This is a genomic window from uncultured Aquimonas sp., from assembly GCF_937888285.1.
Lineage (GTDB): Bacteria > Pseudomonadota > Gammaproteobacteria > Xanthomonadales > Xanthomonadaceae > Aquimonas.
Genome location: NZ_CALART010000056.1, coordinates 1 through 15,534, shown reverse-complemented (window position 1 = coordinate 15,534; position 15,534 = coordinate 1). Strand labels below are relative to the sequence as shown.

General features: G+C 68.8%; 11 protein-coding genes and 2 riboswitches. Of the genes, 9 read left to right on the top strand and 2 right to left on the bottom strand.

The annotated features are described in order from the left end of the window. Positions 1-43: 43 nt before the first annotated feature. A riboswitch (glycine riboswitch) is annotated at positions 44-141 on the top strand. Between the two features lie 35 nt (positions 142-176). Continuing rightward, a riboswitch (glycine riboswitch) is annotated at positions 177-272 on the top strand. A gap of 163 nt (positions 273-435) precedes the next feature. Further along, entirely contained in the window at positions 436-3,315 is a 2,880-nt protein-coding gene (gene gcvP / locus Q0654_RS11300) for an aminomethyl-transferring glycine dehydrogenase (RefSeq protein WP_298853859.1), read from the top strand. 100 nt (positions 3,316-3,415) lie between these two features. Here gcvP and Q0654_RS11295 read toward each other — a convergent pair whose 3' ends face one another. Next, positions 3,416-4,210 carry a DUF1266 domain-containing protein gene (locus Q0654_RS11295; protein WP_298853857.1) on the bottom strand — a complete coding sequence of 265 codons (795 nt, stop codon included), beginning with the start codon at positions 4,208-4,210 and terminating at the stop codon, positions 3,416-3,418. Positions 4,211-4,499: 289 nt separating this feature from the next. Between Q0654_RS11295 and Q0654_RS11290 the strand changes: the two genes are divergently transcribed. The 7 genes from Q0654_RS11290 (at position 4,500) to Q0654_RS11260 (ending at position 14,407) form a co-directional block, all read left to right on the top strand. Then, positions 4,500-5,180, top strand: coding sequence for a class I SAM-dependent methyltransferase (locus tag Q0654_RS11290; protein ID WP_298853855.1), 681 nt, complete (start codon positions 4,500-4,502; stop codon positions 5,178-5,180). 170 nt (positions 5,181-5,350) lie between these two features. Further along, positions 5,351-10,291, top strand: a complete 4,941-nt coding sequence (locus Q0654_RS11285) for an NAD-glutamate dehydrogenase domain-containing protein (RefSeq protein ID WP_298853852.1) — start codon at positions 5,351-5,353, stop codon at positions 10,289-10,291. A gap of 158 nt (positions 10,292-10,449) precedes the next feature. Continuing rightward, positions 10,450-11,208, top strand: a complete 759-nt coding sequence (locus tag Q0654_RS11280) for an NAD kinase (RefSeq protein WP_298853850.1) — start codon at positions 10,450-10,452, stop codon at positions 11,206-11,208. A gap of 4 nt (positions 11,209-11,212) precedes the next feature. Beyond that, positions 11,213-12,052, top strand: coding sequence for a hypothetical protein (locus Q0654_RS11275; protein WP_298853849.1), 840 nt, complete (start codon positions 11,213-11,215; stop codon positions 12,050-12,052). Next, positions 12,049-12,225 carry a hypothetical protein gene (locus Q0654_RS11270; RefSeq protein WP_298853847.1) on the top strand — a complete coding sequence of 59 codons (177 nt, stop codon included), beginning with the start codon at positions 12,049-12,051 and terminating at the stop codon, positions 12,223-12,225. The genes Q0654_RS11275 and Q0654_RS11270 overlap by 4 nt, the downstream gene beginning before the upstream one ends. Positions 12,226-12,355: 130 nt before the next feature. After that, positions 12,356-13,447, top strand: a complete 1,092-nt coding sequence (locus tag Q0654_RS11265; protein WP_298853846.1) for a glycosyltransferase — start codon at positions 12,356-12,358, stop codon at positions 13,445-13,447. Between the two features lie 90 nt (positions 13,448-13,537). Then, complete coding sequence (locus Q0654_RS11260) at positions 13,538-14,407, top strand: bile acid:sodium symporter family protein (protein ID WP_298853845.1); 870 nt, start codon at positions 13,538-13,540, stop codon at positions 14,405-14,407. Between the two features lie 51 nt (positions 14,408-14,458). Here Q0654_RS11260 and Q0654_RS11255 read toward each other — a convergent pair whose 3' ends face one another. After that, on the bottom strand, positions 14,459-14,812 hold the full coding sequence (locus Q0654_RS11255; RefSeq protein WP_298853844.1) for a hypothetical protein: 354 nt from the start codon (positions 14,810-14,812) through the stop codon (positions 14,459-14,461). 81 nt (positions 14,813-14,893) lie between these two features. On the opposite strand from Q0654_RS11255, the gene Q0654_RS11250 reads away from it, so the two are divergent. Then, a complete protein-coding gene (locus Q0654_RS11250) occupies positions 14,894-15,244 on the top strand; it encodes a DUF2200 domain-containing protein (RefSeq protein WP_298853843.1) in 351 nt (116 codons plus the stop codon). The last annotated feature ends 290 nt before the right edge of the window (positions 15,245-15,534 follow it).

The window sequence follows — 15,534 nt, the reverse complement described above, 5'->3', positions numbered from 1 at the left end:
GATGACGGCTGCAGGCCGTCCTCACGCCCGCGTGCTAGCATTCGCCGGCCACGCGGGAGAGATCGGCCGGCCTTCAGGTCGGACGGCGCCGAAGGAGCAACCGCCCCGGAAACTCTCAGGCAAAAGGACCGGGTGGCCCGGCTGAGGCGTCTGCTTGCAGGCCCGTCTGCCGCGCGCAGCACGCATCTGGAGAGAGGCCCGGCGCCGTCTGTAATGCGCTGTGGGCCCGCCGACGGGATAACGCTCTCAGGCGAACAGACAGATGGGGCGCCCACGCCGGACGGGTTGTCGTCCGGTTGCCGAGCGCCGCCCCGTGTCCGACACCCGCATGCCCATTACGCCCGTCCACGCGCGCCCCGCGCGCAGCCGGCTGTGCGTGTGCCTGCGGCACGGGACGGTGCCGATCGATTGCCCCTCGCCCCAGGTGCCCGCGCCATGAGCTCCACCTCCCATCTGCGTCAGCCCCACGTCGCCCGCGAATTCGCCGACCGCCACATCGGCCCTTCGCCCCAGGAAATCCGCGAGATGCTCGAAGCCGTCGGCTGCGACAGCCTGGAGCAGCTGATGGCCCAGACCCTGCCGGCCTCGATCCGCCAGCAGCATCCGCTGCGCGGCATGGAGCCGGCGCTGTCCGAAGTCGAGGCGCTGGCCCGCCTGCGCCAGATCGCCGGCCGCAACCAGGTGTTCACCTCGCTGATCGGGCAGGGCTACCACGGCACGCTGACGCCGCCGGTCATCCTCCGCAACATCCTCGAGAACCCGGCCTGGTACACGGCGTATACGCCCTACCAGCCGGAGATCAGCCAGGGCCGGCTGGAGGCCCTGCTCAACTTCCAGACGCTCATCACCGAGCTCACCGGCCTTGACGTGGCCAACGCCTCGCTGCTGGACGAGGCCACTGCCGCCGCCGAGGCCATGGCCGTGGCCCAGCGCGTCTCGAAGTCGAAGTCCAAGGCCTTCTTTGTCGATGCGAACTGCCACCCGCAGAGCATCGCGGTCATGCGCACCCGCGCCGAGCCGCTGGGCTGGCAGCTGATCGTCGGCAACCCCGAGACCGATCTCGACGCCAGCGCCGTGTTCGGCGCGATCCTGCAGTACCCGGACACCTACGGCGCCCTGCGCGATCCGCGCGCGGTGATCACCAAGCTGCATGCCGCTGGCGCGATCGCGGTGATGGCCGCCGACCCGCTGGCGCTTACTCTGTTGACGCCGCCGGGCGAGCTCGGTGCCGACATCGCCATCGGCAGCACCCAGCGCTTCGGCGTGCCGATGGGCTACGGCGGCCCGCACGCCGCCTACATGGCGGTGCGCGATGCGATCAAGCGTTCGATCCCGGGCCGTCTGATCGGCGTATCGGTCGACTCGCGCGGCGCGCCGGCCTATCGCCTGGCCCTGCAGACCCGCGAGCAGCACATCCGCCGCGACAAGGCGACCTCGAACATCTGCACCGCCCAGGTGCTGCTGGCGGTGGTGGCTTCCATGTATGCCGTCTACCACGGCCCGGAAGGCCTGCAGCGCATCGCGCACCAGGTGCATCGCCGCACCGCGACCCTGGCTGAGGGCCTGCGTCGGCTCGGCTTCAAGCCCGAGCAGGAGGCCTTCTTCGACGCGATCACGGTGGATGTCGGCAGCCAGCGCGCGGCCATCGTCGAGCACGCGCTCGCGGCCCAGATCAACCTGCGCCTGATCGGTGAGACGCGCCTGGGCATTGCGTTGGACGAGACCACCACGCCCGAGACTGTGGAGAAGGTCTGGACGATTTTTGGTCGCGCGCTGAACTATGCGGCGATCGAGGAGAACGCGGCCTCCGCCATCCCCGAGGCCCTGCAGCGCCGCGGCGCCTGCCTCAAGCATCCGGTGTTCAGCAAGTACCGCTCGGAGACCGAACTCCTGCGCTACATGCGCAAGCTGGCCGACCGCGATCTGGCGCTGGACCGCGCGATGATCCCGCTCGGCAGCTGCACCATGAAGCTCAATGCCACCGCAGAGATGATCCCGATCACCTGGCCGGAGTTCGGCGCCCTGCATCCGTTCGCGCCGGCCGAGCAGGCGCACGGCTACCGCGAGCTGTTCGAGGATCTCAAGCGCTGGCTGGTCGAGATCACCGGCTACGACGCGATCAGCCTGCAGCCGAACTCGGGCGCGCAGGGCGAGTACGCGGGCCTCTTGGCGATCCGCGGCTACCACCTCTCGCGCGGCGACACCCATCGCACGGTCTGCCTGATTCCTTCGTCCGCGCACGGCACCAACCCGGCTTCGGCGCAGATGGTCGGCATGGACGTGGTGGTGGTCGAGTGCGACCGCGAAGGCAATGTCGACGTCGACGACCTGCGCGCGAAGGCCGAGAAGCACAGCGCCCATCTGGCCGCGCTGATGGTGACGTATCCGTCGACCCACGGCGTGTTCGAGGAGCGCATCCGCGAGATCTGCGAGATCGTCCATGCGCACGGCGGCCAGGTGTACCTGGACGGCGCCAACATGAATGCGCAGGTCGGGCTGTCGCGCCCCGGTGACTACGGCGCCGACGTCAGCCACCTCAATCTGCACAAGACCTTCTGCATCCCGCACGGTGGCGGCGGCCCGGGCATGGGGCCGATCGGCGTCAAGGCGCATCTGATTCCGTTCCTGCCGGGGCATCCGGAGCTGGACGGCGGCAAGGCGCCGGTGGGGCCGGTCTCGGCCGCGCCGTTTGGTTCCTCCTCGATCCTGCCGATCAGCTACGCCTACATCCTGATGATGGGCGGCGAGGGCCTGAAGAAGGCCACCGAGGTCGCGATCCTTTCGGCCAACTACATCGCTGATCGCCTGCAGCCGCATTTCCCGACCCTGTACCGCAACCACAACGGCCGCGTCGCGCACGAGTGCATCATCGATCCGCGCCCGCTCAAGGACCTCTGCGGCGTCAGCGTGGACGACATCGCCAAGCGCCTGATCGATTACGGCTTCCACGCCCCGACCATGAGCTTCCCGGTGGCTGGCACGCTGATGATCGAGCCGACCGAGTCCGAGGCGAAGGCCGAGATCGATCGCTTCTGCGAGGCGATGATCGCCATCCGCCGCGAGATCGCCGAGGTCGAGGCCGGTCGTTTCGCCATCGAACAGAGCCCGCTGCGCCACGCCCCGCACACCGTGCATGACCTGGTCGACGCCGACTGGTCGCGCCCGTACTCGCGCGAGGAAGCGGTGTTCCCGGCCGGCGTGTCGCGCACCGACAAGTACTGGTGCCCGGTCGGCCGCGTGGACAATGTCTACGGCGACCGCAACCTGATGTGCACCTGCCCGAGCCCTGAGGAGTATCGGGACGAGGCGGCCTGAACAGGCCACAGGCCTGCGCCTCTTGAATGAGGGGCGCAGGCCGGACGGCAGTGCGAGCGGCGATTCAGGACAGCTTCGTCAGCACGATGTCTGACTGGGACTATCGAAACCATCCGCAGCGCAGCCATGGGCTGCGCGGATTGCGCAGCAGCTCCTCGACGATACGCACCATCCCCTCGAAATCCGGATCGTCGACGCCGCCCCAGAGTGCACGGCCCAGCAGGTAGCTGGTGGCGAACTCGCGCCAGGACTTGAACGTCCGCTGCGAAACGAAGGCCGCCATCCGGATCATCGTCATCGCTTCAGCGCGGTTGAAGTAGCCCGCGCCAAAGGCGACGCGGCTGACAACCACTGCCCGGCCCAGGTCGTAGGCGCGTGTACCGCGCTCCACATCGGCCTGGGTGACCAGGTAGCCCAGGGCCTCAAGGCGCGCGATCGCTTCCGGATGATGGGCGATGAATTCCGCCAGCTCGGGGTTGTGCTCCAGGTCGTCGACGAAGACCTGTTCCAGATGTTCGCGGCTCGCGTCAGGGTCGCCGTCGGCGGCCGCCTCGATGAGCAGGTCGAAGGTGGCGGAATGGCCCTCCATCAACAGCGACTGTACGGCCTCCCGCGCCTGCGCGGCGCTCCTTGTATTCCAGGAGCCCGCCAGCCACTCCCGCATCTCGGCGCGCGACTTGTGCGGGTCCAGCGTGTTGACGGGAAACGCGTTGTTCACCCCGAGCACGGCGCCTACCGCGAGCTCGCGCACGAGGTCGGGGTTCTCCGGCACGTCCGGTGCCTCGGGAAACCAGGCCTGCCAGCGCTCGTCCGAGCGTTGCCAGCGCCTTCGCGCAGACCAGGCGGCGGTGGCGGCAAGCGCCAGACCGACGCCGATGCCGGCAATGATCTGCACGAGCTGTTGATCTTGCATTGCATCTGTCTCAGGCGGGCGATGGGTCGGGTGCCGACCTTTCCAGTATCGATGATCCGCGTCCTGCTGAGGACAGTGACACTTGGGGCCGCGCGCGCTCGGCATGCACCATCCCAGCGCGCTCGACAGCGCGCGCGACCCCAACGCCGGACGTCTCAGACTGTTCCCCCTCCCCATTCACTGACCTCCTGGCCCGAACCTTCCCCTTGCGACGCGCAAGGTATTGGGCGGAAGCTGACATGCTGCTGCCAGCTGCCGAACCAGAGTGCGAATGACCTCAGACCCCTTCGCCGACCCCGCCGCGGTCGCGCGCTACATCGAGGAAACGCCGCGGCGCGTGCCGGGCTTTGCCGATCTGCACCGCATGGTCGTGCAGCTGCTGTCCGAGCGGGCGCCGGCAGAGGCCCGCATCCTGGTGCTGGGCGCGGGCGGCGGGCTAGAGCTGAAGGCCTTTGCCGAAGCCCATCCGGCCTGGTCCCTGGTCGGCGTCGACCCGTCGCAGCCCATGCTTGACCTGGCCAGCAAGGTGCTCGGCCCGCTCGCCGCGCGAGTGGAGCTGGTCCACGGTGTCATCGACGACGCGCCCGGTGGCCCTTTCGATGGCGCCACCTGCTTGCTGACGCTGCACTTCCTGGGCATCAAGGAGCGGCTCGCCGTGTTGCGCGGGTTGCGCCAGCGACTCAATCCCGGCGCGCCCTTGCTCATCGCCCACCACGGCGACCCAGGCGCTGGCAAGGTTGAAGACTGGTTGGCCCGGTCCGTGCGATTTGCCGCAGGCCCGCAGGGCGATGCAACTGCAGCTTCCGAGTCAGCCCAGCGCATGGTCGATCGCCTCGCCCTTCTCAACGCTGACGAGGAAGCGAAGCTGCTGTGCGAGGCCGGCTTCATGGAGCCGGCGATGTTCTACGCCGCGCTCTCCTTCCAGGGCTGGGTGGCCTACGCAGGGCCGTAGCAGGGCGGGTCTGTTGGCGCTGCACCGGCCGGCGCTCGACGCACGTGTCCGCATCGGCATACCCGCCGGTACGGGCCTTGTGCTTTGGGTTCCAGCAAGCCTCTGCACGCGATCTCCACTATCATTCGCGGTTCTTGAATGGCTCAGCCCCCGAGCCAAGAAGCCCCGCCATGTCGACTGCCGATCGCACCCTGCTGGATCCCATCCTTGACGCACTGAACAGGAGGCTGCCGGCACCCCGGCAGGGTGATGCCGCCGCACTGGCGCGACGCTTCTTCGGGCGCATGCCCGAGGACGAGCTGGCGGCACGGTCGCCCGAGCTGTGGGCCGCGCTGGTGGCGGACCTGCTGGAGTTCATGCGCGAGCGCCGCCCCGGCGCGCCCAAGCTGCGCATCTTCAACACCCAGGCCAGCGAGGGCTGGGACAGCGCGCATACGGTGGTGCAGATCGTCAACGACGACATGCCCTTCCTGGTCGACTCGGTCAGCATGGCCGTAGCCGCCTGCGAGCTGCAGCTGCACGCGATCATCCATCCGGTGCTGCAGGTGCAGCGCGATCCAGGTGGCCACGTGCTGGGCCTGGGCGAGCGCGGCGCCGACGAGTCGGTGATGCATCTGGAGATCGACCGCCTCGCCGAACCCGAAGACCTGCGCCGCGTGCAGGAGACCATCCTCAACGCCCTGGCCGACGTGCGCAGCTGCGTGCGCGACTGGTCGCCGATGCGCGAGCGCATGCTCGCCACCATCGCCGCGATGGACGCGCGGCCCATGCCGATCAGCGAGGAGGGCCGGCGCGAGGCGCAGGAGTTCCTGCGCTGGGCCGCCGACGACCACTTCACCTTCCTCGGCTACCGCGAATACCGCCGCGACGATTCCACCGGCGAAGACCTGCTGTACGCGGTGCAGGGCACCGGGCTCGGCATCCTCTCGGGCAAGGACGCCACCGCCAAGCCGCGGCCGCTGAAGACCCTGGCCGCCACCCACATGCCGCAGTCCGGCGCGGTCGGTGCGCTGATCCTCACCAAGACCAATGCGCGCAGCTCGGTGCACCGTCCGGGCTACATGGACTACATCGGCGTGCTGGTGTTCGACGAGAGCGGCCGCGCCGTCGCCGAGCACCGCTTCCTCGGCCTCTACACCTCCAGCGCCTACGCCTCGCGGCCGTGGACCATCCCGCTGGTGCGGCAGCGCTACGAGCACGTGATGCGCGAGTCGGGCCTGGCGCCGAACAGCCACAGCGGCAAGTCGCTGCGCCACATCCTCGAATCGCTGCCGCGCGACGAGCTGTTCCAGTCCGGTGAGGACGAGCTCTACCAGACCGCGCTGGGCATCCTGGCCCTGCAGGAGCGCGCACGTGCGCGCCTCTTCCTGCGCCGCGACCGCTATGGGCGCTTCTATTCGGCGCTGATCTACATCCCGCGCGACCGCTACAACACCGATGTGCGCCTGCGCACCGAGGCCCTGCTGCGCGAAGCCCTGCACGGCGAGCGGCTCGACACCAACGTGCAGATGGGCGATTCGCCGCTGGCCCAGCTGCACATGATCGTGCGCCCGCGCGCGGGCGAATCGGTCGAGGTCGATGTCGCCGCCGTGGAGGCACGGCTGGCGCAGATCGTGCGCAACTGGCACGACGAGCTGCGCGATCTGCTGGTGCAGTCGCACGGCGAAGAGCGCGGCCTGAAGCTCACCCAGCGCTACGGCAAGGCCCTGCCGGTGGGCTACATCGAGCAGGCCTCGCCCGAGGTCGCCGCCGCCGACGTCGAGCAGGCCGCGGCCCTGCATGGTCCTGAGGACCTGCGTCTGCGCCTGTACCGCAGCAGCCGCGAAACCGGTTCGCGCCTGCGCTTCAAGCTGTTCCGCTACGGCAGCCCGATCGTGCTGTCGGATGCGCTGCCGATGATGGAGAACATGGGCCTGCGCATCCTCTCCGAGCACCCCTTCGAGATGGAGGTCGCCTCCGAGTCGATCTACATCCAGGACTTCGAGGTCGTCAGCGGGCAGGAGCAGGTCGGCTTCGGCAGCCTCGACGTCGAAGCCCTGCGCGGCCGCTTCGAGGACGCCTTCGAGCACATCTGGCGTGGCCAGGCCGAAAGCGACGGCTTCAACGCCCTGATCCTGAGCGCCGGGCTCGACTGGCGCCAGGTGTCCATGCTGCGCGGCTACTGCAAGTACCTGCTGCAGGCGCAGGCGCCGTTCTCGCAGGCCTACATGGAGGCCACGCTCAACCGCTACCCGCTGATCGCGCGCGTGCTGGTCGAGTACTTCCACGCCCTGTTCGATCCCTCGCGCCTCACCGAGAGCGAGGCCGAGCGCAGTGAAGGTGCAACGGCCCTGCGAGCCGGTCTGCTGAATGTCGCCGGCAATGATCCGGGCGAGGCCGTGCTGGCGCAGATCGACGCCGTGGCGCAGGCGCGCGGGCTGGATTCCGGTGCCCTGGTCGACGTCTGCGACGACGCGCTTGGCGTGCTGCTGGAGGGCGTCTCCAGCCTCGACGAGGACCGCATCCTGCGCAGCTTCCTCGGCGTGATGCAGGCGACCCTGCGTACCAGCTATTTCCAGCGCCCGGGCGGCCGGCATCGCGACTACATCAGCTTCAAGTTCGACCCCAATGCGGTGCCCGAGCTGCCGAAGCCGCGGCCCTATCGCGAGATCTTCGTCTATGGCCCGCGCGTCGAGGGCGTGCACCTGCGCTACGGGCCGGTGGCCCGCGGCGGCCTGCGCTGGTCGGACCGCCGCGAGGACTTCCGCACCGAGGTGCTGGGCCTGGTGAAGGCGCAGATGGTGAAGAACACCGTCATCGTGCCGGTGGGCTCGAAGGGCGGCTTCGTGGTCAAGCGCCCGCCCGCGGGCGGCGACCGCGACGCCCAGCTGGCCGAGGGCATCGCCTGCTACAAGCGCTTCATCAACGGCCTGCTCGACATCACCGACAACCTGGTGGACGGCCAGGTCGTACCGCCGGTGGACGTGGTGCGCCACGACGGCGACGACCCCTACCTGGTGGTCGCGGCCGACAAGGGCACGGCCACGTTCTCCGACATCGCCAACGGCATTTCGGCCGAGCACGGCTTCTGGATGGGCGACGCCTTCGCCTCGGGCGGCTCGGTGGGCTACGACCACAAGGGCATGGGCATCACCGCCAAGGGCGGCTGGGAGTCGGTCAAGCGCCACTTCCGCGCCATGGGCCGCGATTCGCAGGGCGAGGATTTCAGCTGCGTCGGCATCGGCGACATGTCGGGCGACGTGTTCGGCAACGGCATGCTGCTGTCGAAGCACATCCGCCTGGTGGCCGCCTTCGACCATCGCCACGTGTTCCTCGATCCGAACCCCGATGCGGCGCGCAGCTACGTCGAGCGCGAGCGCCTGTTCAAGCTGCCGCGTTCGTCCTGGGAGGACTACGACAAGTCGCTGATCAGCGCCGGTGGCGGCGTCTACGCGCGCAGCCTGAAGTCGATCCCGATCAGCCCGCAGGTGCGCGAAGTGCTGGGTCTGGGCGAGGGCGTGAGCGCGCTGTCGCCGAACGACCTGCTCACCGCGATCCTGAAGGCGCCGGTCGACCTGCTGTGGAACGGCGGCATCGGCACCTACGTCAAGGCCAGCAGCGAGACGCATGCGGAAGTCGGCGACCGCGCCAACAACGCGATCCGCGTCAACGGCAATGAGCTGCGCTGCCGCGTGGTGGGCGAGGGCGGCAACCTCGGCATGACCCAGAAGGGCCGCATCGAGGCGGCGCTGAACGGCGTGCTGCTCAACACCGACTTCATCGACAACTCGGCCGGCGTCGACACCTCGGACCACGAGGTCAACATCAAGATCCTGCTGAACGATGCGGTGACCCGCGGCGAGCTGTCGACGCCGGACCGCAACGTGCTGCTGGCCGAGATGACCGGCGAGGTCGAGCAGCTGGTGCTGAACGACAACTACCGGCAGAACCAGGCCATCAGCATGATGGAGCGGATGAGCGTCTACCGCCTGGGCTCGAAGCAGCACTTCATCCGCACGCTGGAAGGCCAGGGCCTGCTGGATCGCCAGCTGGAGTACCTGCCGTCCGACGCCGAGTTCAGCGAGCGCAAGGCGCGCGGCCTGGGCCTGACCCGCCCGGAGCTGTCGATCCTGCTGTCGTACTCGAAGATCGTCGCCTTCCAGCAGCTGCTGGAGTCCGACGTGCCGGAGGATCCGTACCTGTCGAAGGAGCTGGTGCGCTACTTTCCGCAGGCCCTGCAGGAGCGCTATGCCGAGCACATGCAGCGCCACCGCCTGCGCCGCGAGATCATCGCCACCGCGGTGACCAACTCGATGGTCAACCGCATGGGCGCGACCTTCCTGATGCGCATGCAGGAGGACACTGGCCGCAGCCCGGCGCAGATCGCCAAGGCCTACAGCATCGCCCGCGAAGTGCTGGATGCGCGTGGCCTGTGGGCGGACATCGATGCACTGGACCTCGCGGTGCCGGAGTCGGCGCAGATCGACGCCCTGCTGGAGATCTGGGCGCTGCTGCGCTCGATGACGCGCTGGCTGCTGAACCGCCCCGGCGACCGCTTCGACATCGCCGAGGCCGTGGGTCGCTATCACCCCGGCATCGAGGCCCTGCGCGGCGCGCTGCCGGAGATCCTGTCCGAGACCGACCGCAGCCGCTTCGCCGAGGCCTGCGCGCGCTGGCAGGAGGCCGGTCTGCCGCAGGCGCTGGCGCAGCAGCTGGCGACGCTGTCGATGCTGTATTCGGCGCTGGACGTGGTCGAAGTCGCCAGCGTGCACAGCCTGCCGGTCACCGACGTGGCGCGCGTGTACTCCGGACTTGGCGAGGCCTTGCACCTGCAGTGGCTGCTGCAGAAGATCGAGGAGCTGCCGGTCGAAGGCCGCTGGCATGCGCTGGCACGCGGCTCGATGCGCGACGAGATGCAGCAGCAGCAGGGTGCGCTGGTCGCCCAGGTGCTGCGCCACGGCAAGGGCGACGTCGGCAAGCGCCTGGCGTCCTGGCTGGGGCGCGACGACACCGCGCTGAAGTTCACCTTGAGCATGTTCGCCGACATGCGGACCCAGCTGGCGATGGACTATCCCACCGTCTCGGTGGCGGTGCGTCGCCTGGCCCAGCTGGCAGCGGCCGGCAGCGCCTGAGTCCACGCCGTCCCGAAGCAGGCGGCATCGATGCGAACCTTCGCTCGATGCCGCCTGCACGCGGACATCGCCCTGTGGCATGGTGAAGGTGAACCCCGGCCTCGTCGTTCGGGGCTCGCCCGAAGGCCCCTCGCAGACCGAAACGACAGGACTCCGCCATGCGCATCGCCGTGCTCGCCAGTCGCACCCCCGAGGCCCAGGCCGCACGGGCCGAGTTGGAAGCCCTGCATGCGCCGGTCGAGCTCGACCAGTGCGAAGCCGTGGTCGCGATCGGCGGCGACGGCTTCATGCTGCAGACCCTGCACCGGACGCAGTCGCTCGGCGTGCCGGTGTTCGGCATGAAGACCGGCAGCGTGGGTTTCCTGATGAACGCCTGGCGCGCCGAGGGCCTGGTCGAGCGTATCCAGGCGGCGCAGGCGGCGGTGCTGCGGCCGCTGGAGATGCTGGCGATTTCCGAATCCGGCAGCAGCACCGGCGCGCTTGCATTCAACGAGGTCTCGCTGCTGCGCCAGACCAAGCAGGCCGCCAAGATCCGCATCCGCCTGAACACTGCGGTGCGCCTCGATGAGCTGGTCTGCGACGGCATCATGATCGCCACGCCGGCCGGCTCGACCGCCTACAACCTGTCGGCGCACGGGCCGATCCTGCCGCTGGACAGCTCGGTGCTGGCGCTGACCCCGATCAGCCCCTTCCGGCCGCGGCGCTGGCGCGGCGCCATCCTGCGCTCCGACGCCGAAGTGAGCTTCGAGATCCTCGATCACTACAAGCGGCCGGTCAGCGCCACGGCGGATTCCACCGAGATCCGCGACGTGGTCGAGGTGCGCGTGCGGCAGAGCCCGGAGCGCACCGTGCAGCTGCTGTTCGACCCCGAGCACAACCTGGAGGAGCGCATCCTGGCCGAGCAGTTCGAAGCCTGAGCCCATGCGCTTCGCGGTCAGCATCGTCAGCCCACCCGGCTACACCCATCAGCGCGCTTTCGCCGAAGTCGCCGAAACCCTGCACCACGCCCTGCTCGCGCTGGGCCACGATTCGGTGCTGTCGACCCGGCTGGACAATCGTCGCCGCCGCCACATCGTGTTCGGTCCGCACCTGCTGCCGCGCGCGCCGCAGCCCCTGCCGCCCGACAGCATCCTCTACAACCTGGAGCAGCTCGGCCGCGGCGGCCACTGGGATACGCCGGCCTACCGTGCGCTGCTGCGCGCGCATACGGTCTGGGACTACGCGCCGTCGAACATCGAAGCGCTGGCGCGCGACGGCATCGCCGCCGAGCACCTGCCGATCGGCTGGATGCCGCAGATGCGGCGCATTGCCGAAGCGCCGCTGCGCGAAGTCGACCTGTTGTTCTACGGCAGCCTGTTCGAGCGCCGCGAGCCGGTGCTGAAGGCGCTGCAGGCCAGCGGGCGCACGGTCAGGATCCTGTTCAACGTCTACGGCGCCGAGCGCGACGATTGGATCGCTCGCAGCCGCGTGGTGCTCAACTTTCACGGCTACGAGGCCTGCCTGTTCGAAGCGGTGCGGGTGTCCTGGCTGCTCGGCAATGGCGCCTGCGTGCTGGCCGAGTACGGTGCCGATGCCGCGCTGGAGCACGACTATCGCGAGGCCGTGGAGTTCGTCGCATACGAGCAGCTGGTCGAGGCCTGCCTGCGTCTGCTCGACAGCCCCGAGCGCCAGCAGCAGCTGCGCGAAGCCGGGCCGGCCCTGATGCAGCGCCTGGACCTGCGGCCCGCGCTGCGGCGCTGTCTGGACAGGCTGACGCCGTGAGCGCCACCATGGCTGCTGGCGCCGAAACACGCCTGCGTGGCCCGAGTGGCATCGCGGGCGCGGCGTGCGGCGCGCCCGCGCTGTGGCTGAGAGCTACCAAGCATGGCGTTGCGGTGCAGGTGCTCTCGAAGAAGCCTGGATTCGTCATCCCCGCGCAGCCGGGGATCCAGTGATCGTGCGACTGGGTCAGGCTGGGACTGGGCCCCCGCCTTCGCGGGGGCGACGATTCATCGGGTCGCGAGCGTTCTGTTTCTTGAGAGATGAGCCCATCTCTTTCTTCACCCGCTGGCCCGAGGAGCACGCATGCGGGTGTGTCTGAACATGATCGTGCGCGACGAGGCGGCGGTGATCGAGCGCTGCCTGGCTTCGGTGCGTCCGCATATCGACGCCTGGGTGATCGTCGACACCGGTTCGGTCGACGACACGCCGGAGCGTGTGCAGCGCGCCCTGCAGGGGCTGCCGGGCGAGCTGCACCATCGCCCTTGGCGCGACTTCGCCCACAACCGCAACGAGGCGCTGCAGCTGGCACGTGGCCGCGGCGACTGGCTGCTGTTCATCGACGCCGACGAGTCCCTGGGCTGCGCGCCCGGCGCGGTCTGGCCTGGCCTGCAGGGCCCTGCGCAGATGCTGGAAACGCGCTTCGCCAACCTGCGCTACGACCGCCTGGCCCTGGTTGACGCGCGCCAGCCATCCGCCTGGCGCGGAGTGCTGCACGAGTACCTTGAGCTGGACCCGCCCGGACCGTATCCGCGCGTGCCGGGTTTCTGGATCGACGTCACCACCGAGGGCGCGCGCTCGCGCGACCCGCGCAAGTTCCACAAGGATGCCGCCCTGCTGCAGGCGGCCCTGCAGCGCGAGCCCGGCAACGCGCGCTACCAGTTCTACCTGGCCCAGAGCTGGCGCGATGCTGGCGAATGGGCGCAGGCGCGCGCGGCCTACCGGCAGCGTGCGGCGATGGGCGGCTGGGAGGAGGAAGTCTGGTACAGCCGCTTCGAGGCTGCGCGCATGGACGAGCTGCTTGGCGAACCGGCCGCGCAGGTCATCGATGCCTACCTCGCCGCCCATGACCAGCGTCCGCAGCGCGCCGAGCCGCTGGTGGCGCTGGCAAGCTATCTGCGCGGCCAGCAGCGCTGGGCCAGCGCCCGCGTCTTCGCCGAACGCGCCGCGCAGCTGCCGCTCGCGACCGATCAACTGTTCGTCGACGCCGCCGCCCACGGCTGGCGCGCCCGCGATGAGTGGGCGCTGGCCTGCTACTACACCGGCGACCGCGCGCTCGCGGGTCGACTCTGGCGCGCACTGCTGGAAGAGCAGAGCCTGCCGGCAGCCGAGCGCCTGCGCATCGAGGCCAACCTTGGCTTTGTTGATGCAGGTGGAAGCACTCCAGCGCAGGGATGATGCGCCGCGCGATGCGCTGCGGCCGCCAATCGGTCACTCTCGCGCTCGGCCGCAGGACGCGGCCGTCTGATCCGTCGGGGGGCGGAATCCATGGGCAACAACCTGATCTTCAGCGCCGGCCTGCCGATCGCACTCGCCATCGTCATGATCGGCCTCGGCCTGCACCTGGGCGTCGCCGACTTCAAGCGCGTCGCCACCGCGCCGCGCGCGGTGATCGTGGCCCTGGCCGTGCAGACCGGCGTGCTGCCGGCGCTCGCCTTCGGCCTGGTGTTCGCCTTCGCGCTGCCGCCTGAACTCGGCCTCGGCCTGGTCCTGCTGGCAGCCTCGCCCGGCGGCGTCACCGCGAACCTGTTCTCGCATCTGGCGCGCGGCGATGTCGCGCTCAACATCACGCTCACCGCGATCAACAGCGCGCTCTGCCTGATCACTCTTCCGCTGTGGACCGCGCTGGGCCTCGCCTGGCTGATCGGCAGCGAGCAGGCGGTGCCGCCGCCGACGCAGAAGATCATCGAGGTCGGCCTGCTGGTGCTGCTGCCGGTGCTGATCGGCATGGGCCTGCGCGCCTGGAAGCCGGACCTCGCCCATCGGCTCGACAAGCCGGTGCGCATCCTCTCGACCCTGATCCTGGTGGCGCTGATCGCCGCTGCCGTGGTGATCGAGCGCAGGACGCTGGCCACCCATGCACTCGCGCTCGGCGGCGTGGTGCTGTTGTTCAACCTCGCCAGCCTGCTGTCCGGCTACTGGGCCGGGCGCCTCGCCAGGCTGGGCGTGCCCCAGGCCACCGCCATCGCCTTCGAGATCGGCATCCACAACGGCACCCTGGCGATCTTCGTTGCCCTCAGCGTGCTGCAGATGCCGGCAGCCTCGGTGGCGCCAGCGCTGTACTCGCTGGCCATGTACGTCACCGGCGGTGCCTTCGCCTGGTGGATCCTGCGACAGCGTCGCGGATCCACGAAGTGAGCATATCGGCACCGTCCTCGAGTCCGCAGCATCCGGATCGCGCTGATGCCCTCAACGATTCCATTCGCTCACGACAATGGCGAAACCGGCCGCGCAGAGGGCCCAGCAAAGCCCAAGCGTCAACAAAGCTGCGGGCCCCCACAGCATGAAGCAGGATGGGCAGGCATCGACCAACATCAGCACGACAGGCACGCCGACTGCTGTCGCCGCGATGGAGGCAAACTGCAGCGTCACCCCTGTCTGGTAGCGCGTGATCGGCGCCGCCTTCATGCCGGTGGGTTGCGGCGCGGCTGAGACCTTGGGTTCAAGGAAAAAGCTGATCGGCGTGCTGAGCAGTGCTGGACAGATGAACAGCGTGCCGAATATCCACGAAAGCAGCGTTGTCCACGTATCGGCGGAGACCATGCCTGCGATCCGTCAGTCGGTTTCGGCAGAGTGTGCCAGACGGACTCTGTTCGCCCGCACGTCATTCAAGGAGGGAACATCATGGCTTCGCACCGGGTATTTGCGATGCGCTTCGCCGATGTGTATCCGCTGTATGTCAAGAAGGCCGAGCGGAAAGGGCGCACGCGCGCCGAAGTGGATCAGATCATCCGCTGGCTCACTGGCTACGACGAGGCTGGACTGCAGCGTCAGCTTGAGTGCGGCGCTGACTTCAGAACTTTCTTCGCCGAGGCTCCGGACCTGCACCCGAACGCGCCTCTGATCAAAGGCGTGGTCTGCGGCGTGCGGGTCGAAGAGGTCGAAGACCCGCTGATGCAGAAGATCCGCTGGTTGGACAAGCTCATCGACGAGCTGGCGAAGGGCAGGGCGATGGAGAAGATCCTGCGCGGGTAGTCGCCTCGCCCGCTCCACGGCCTGCTGGCATCGCCTGCTTGATGGCTTCTCAGCCCCGCGTTGCGGATCAGGTGCTCCGAAGAAATGTGGTTTCACCGGCTCGCGCTGTGATTCACCCGCTCGTGCTCTGTGTAGGAGCCTGCTCGCAGGCGACCGCAGCCTCCGCGCCTCGCCTTCGTTGCGGATCGCGAGCAAGCTCGCTCCTACAAACAGCCAGTACGCGGTGCCCCGATTTGCGTCGTGCGGTCAACCGAGTGTTTTGCTCCAATCTCCGTGATTCAACGGACTGC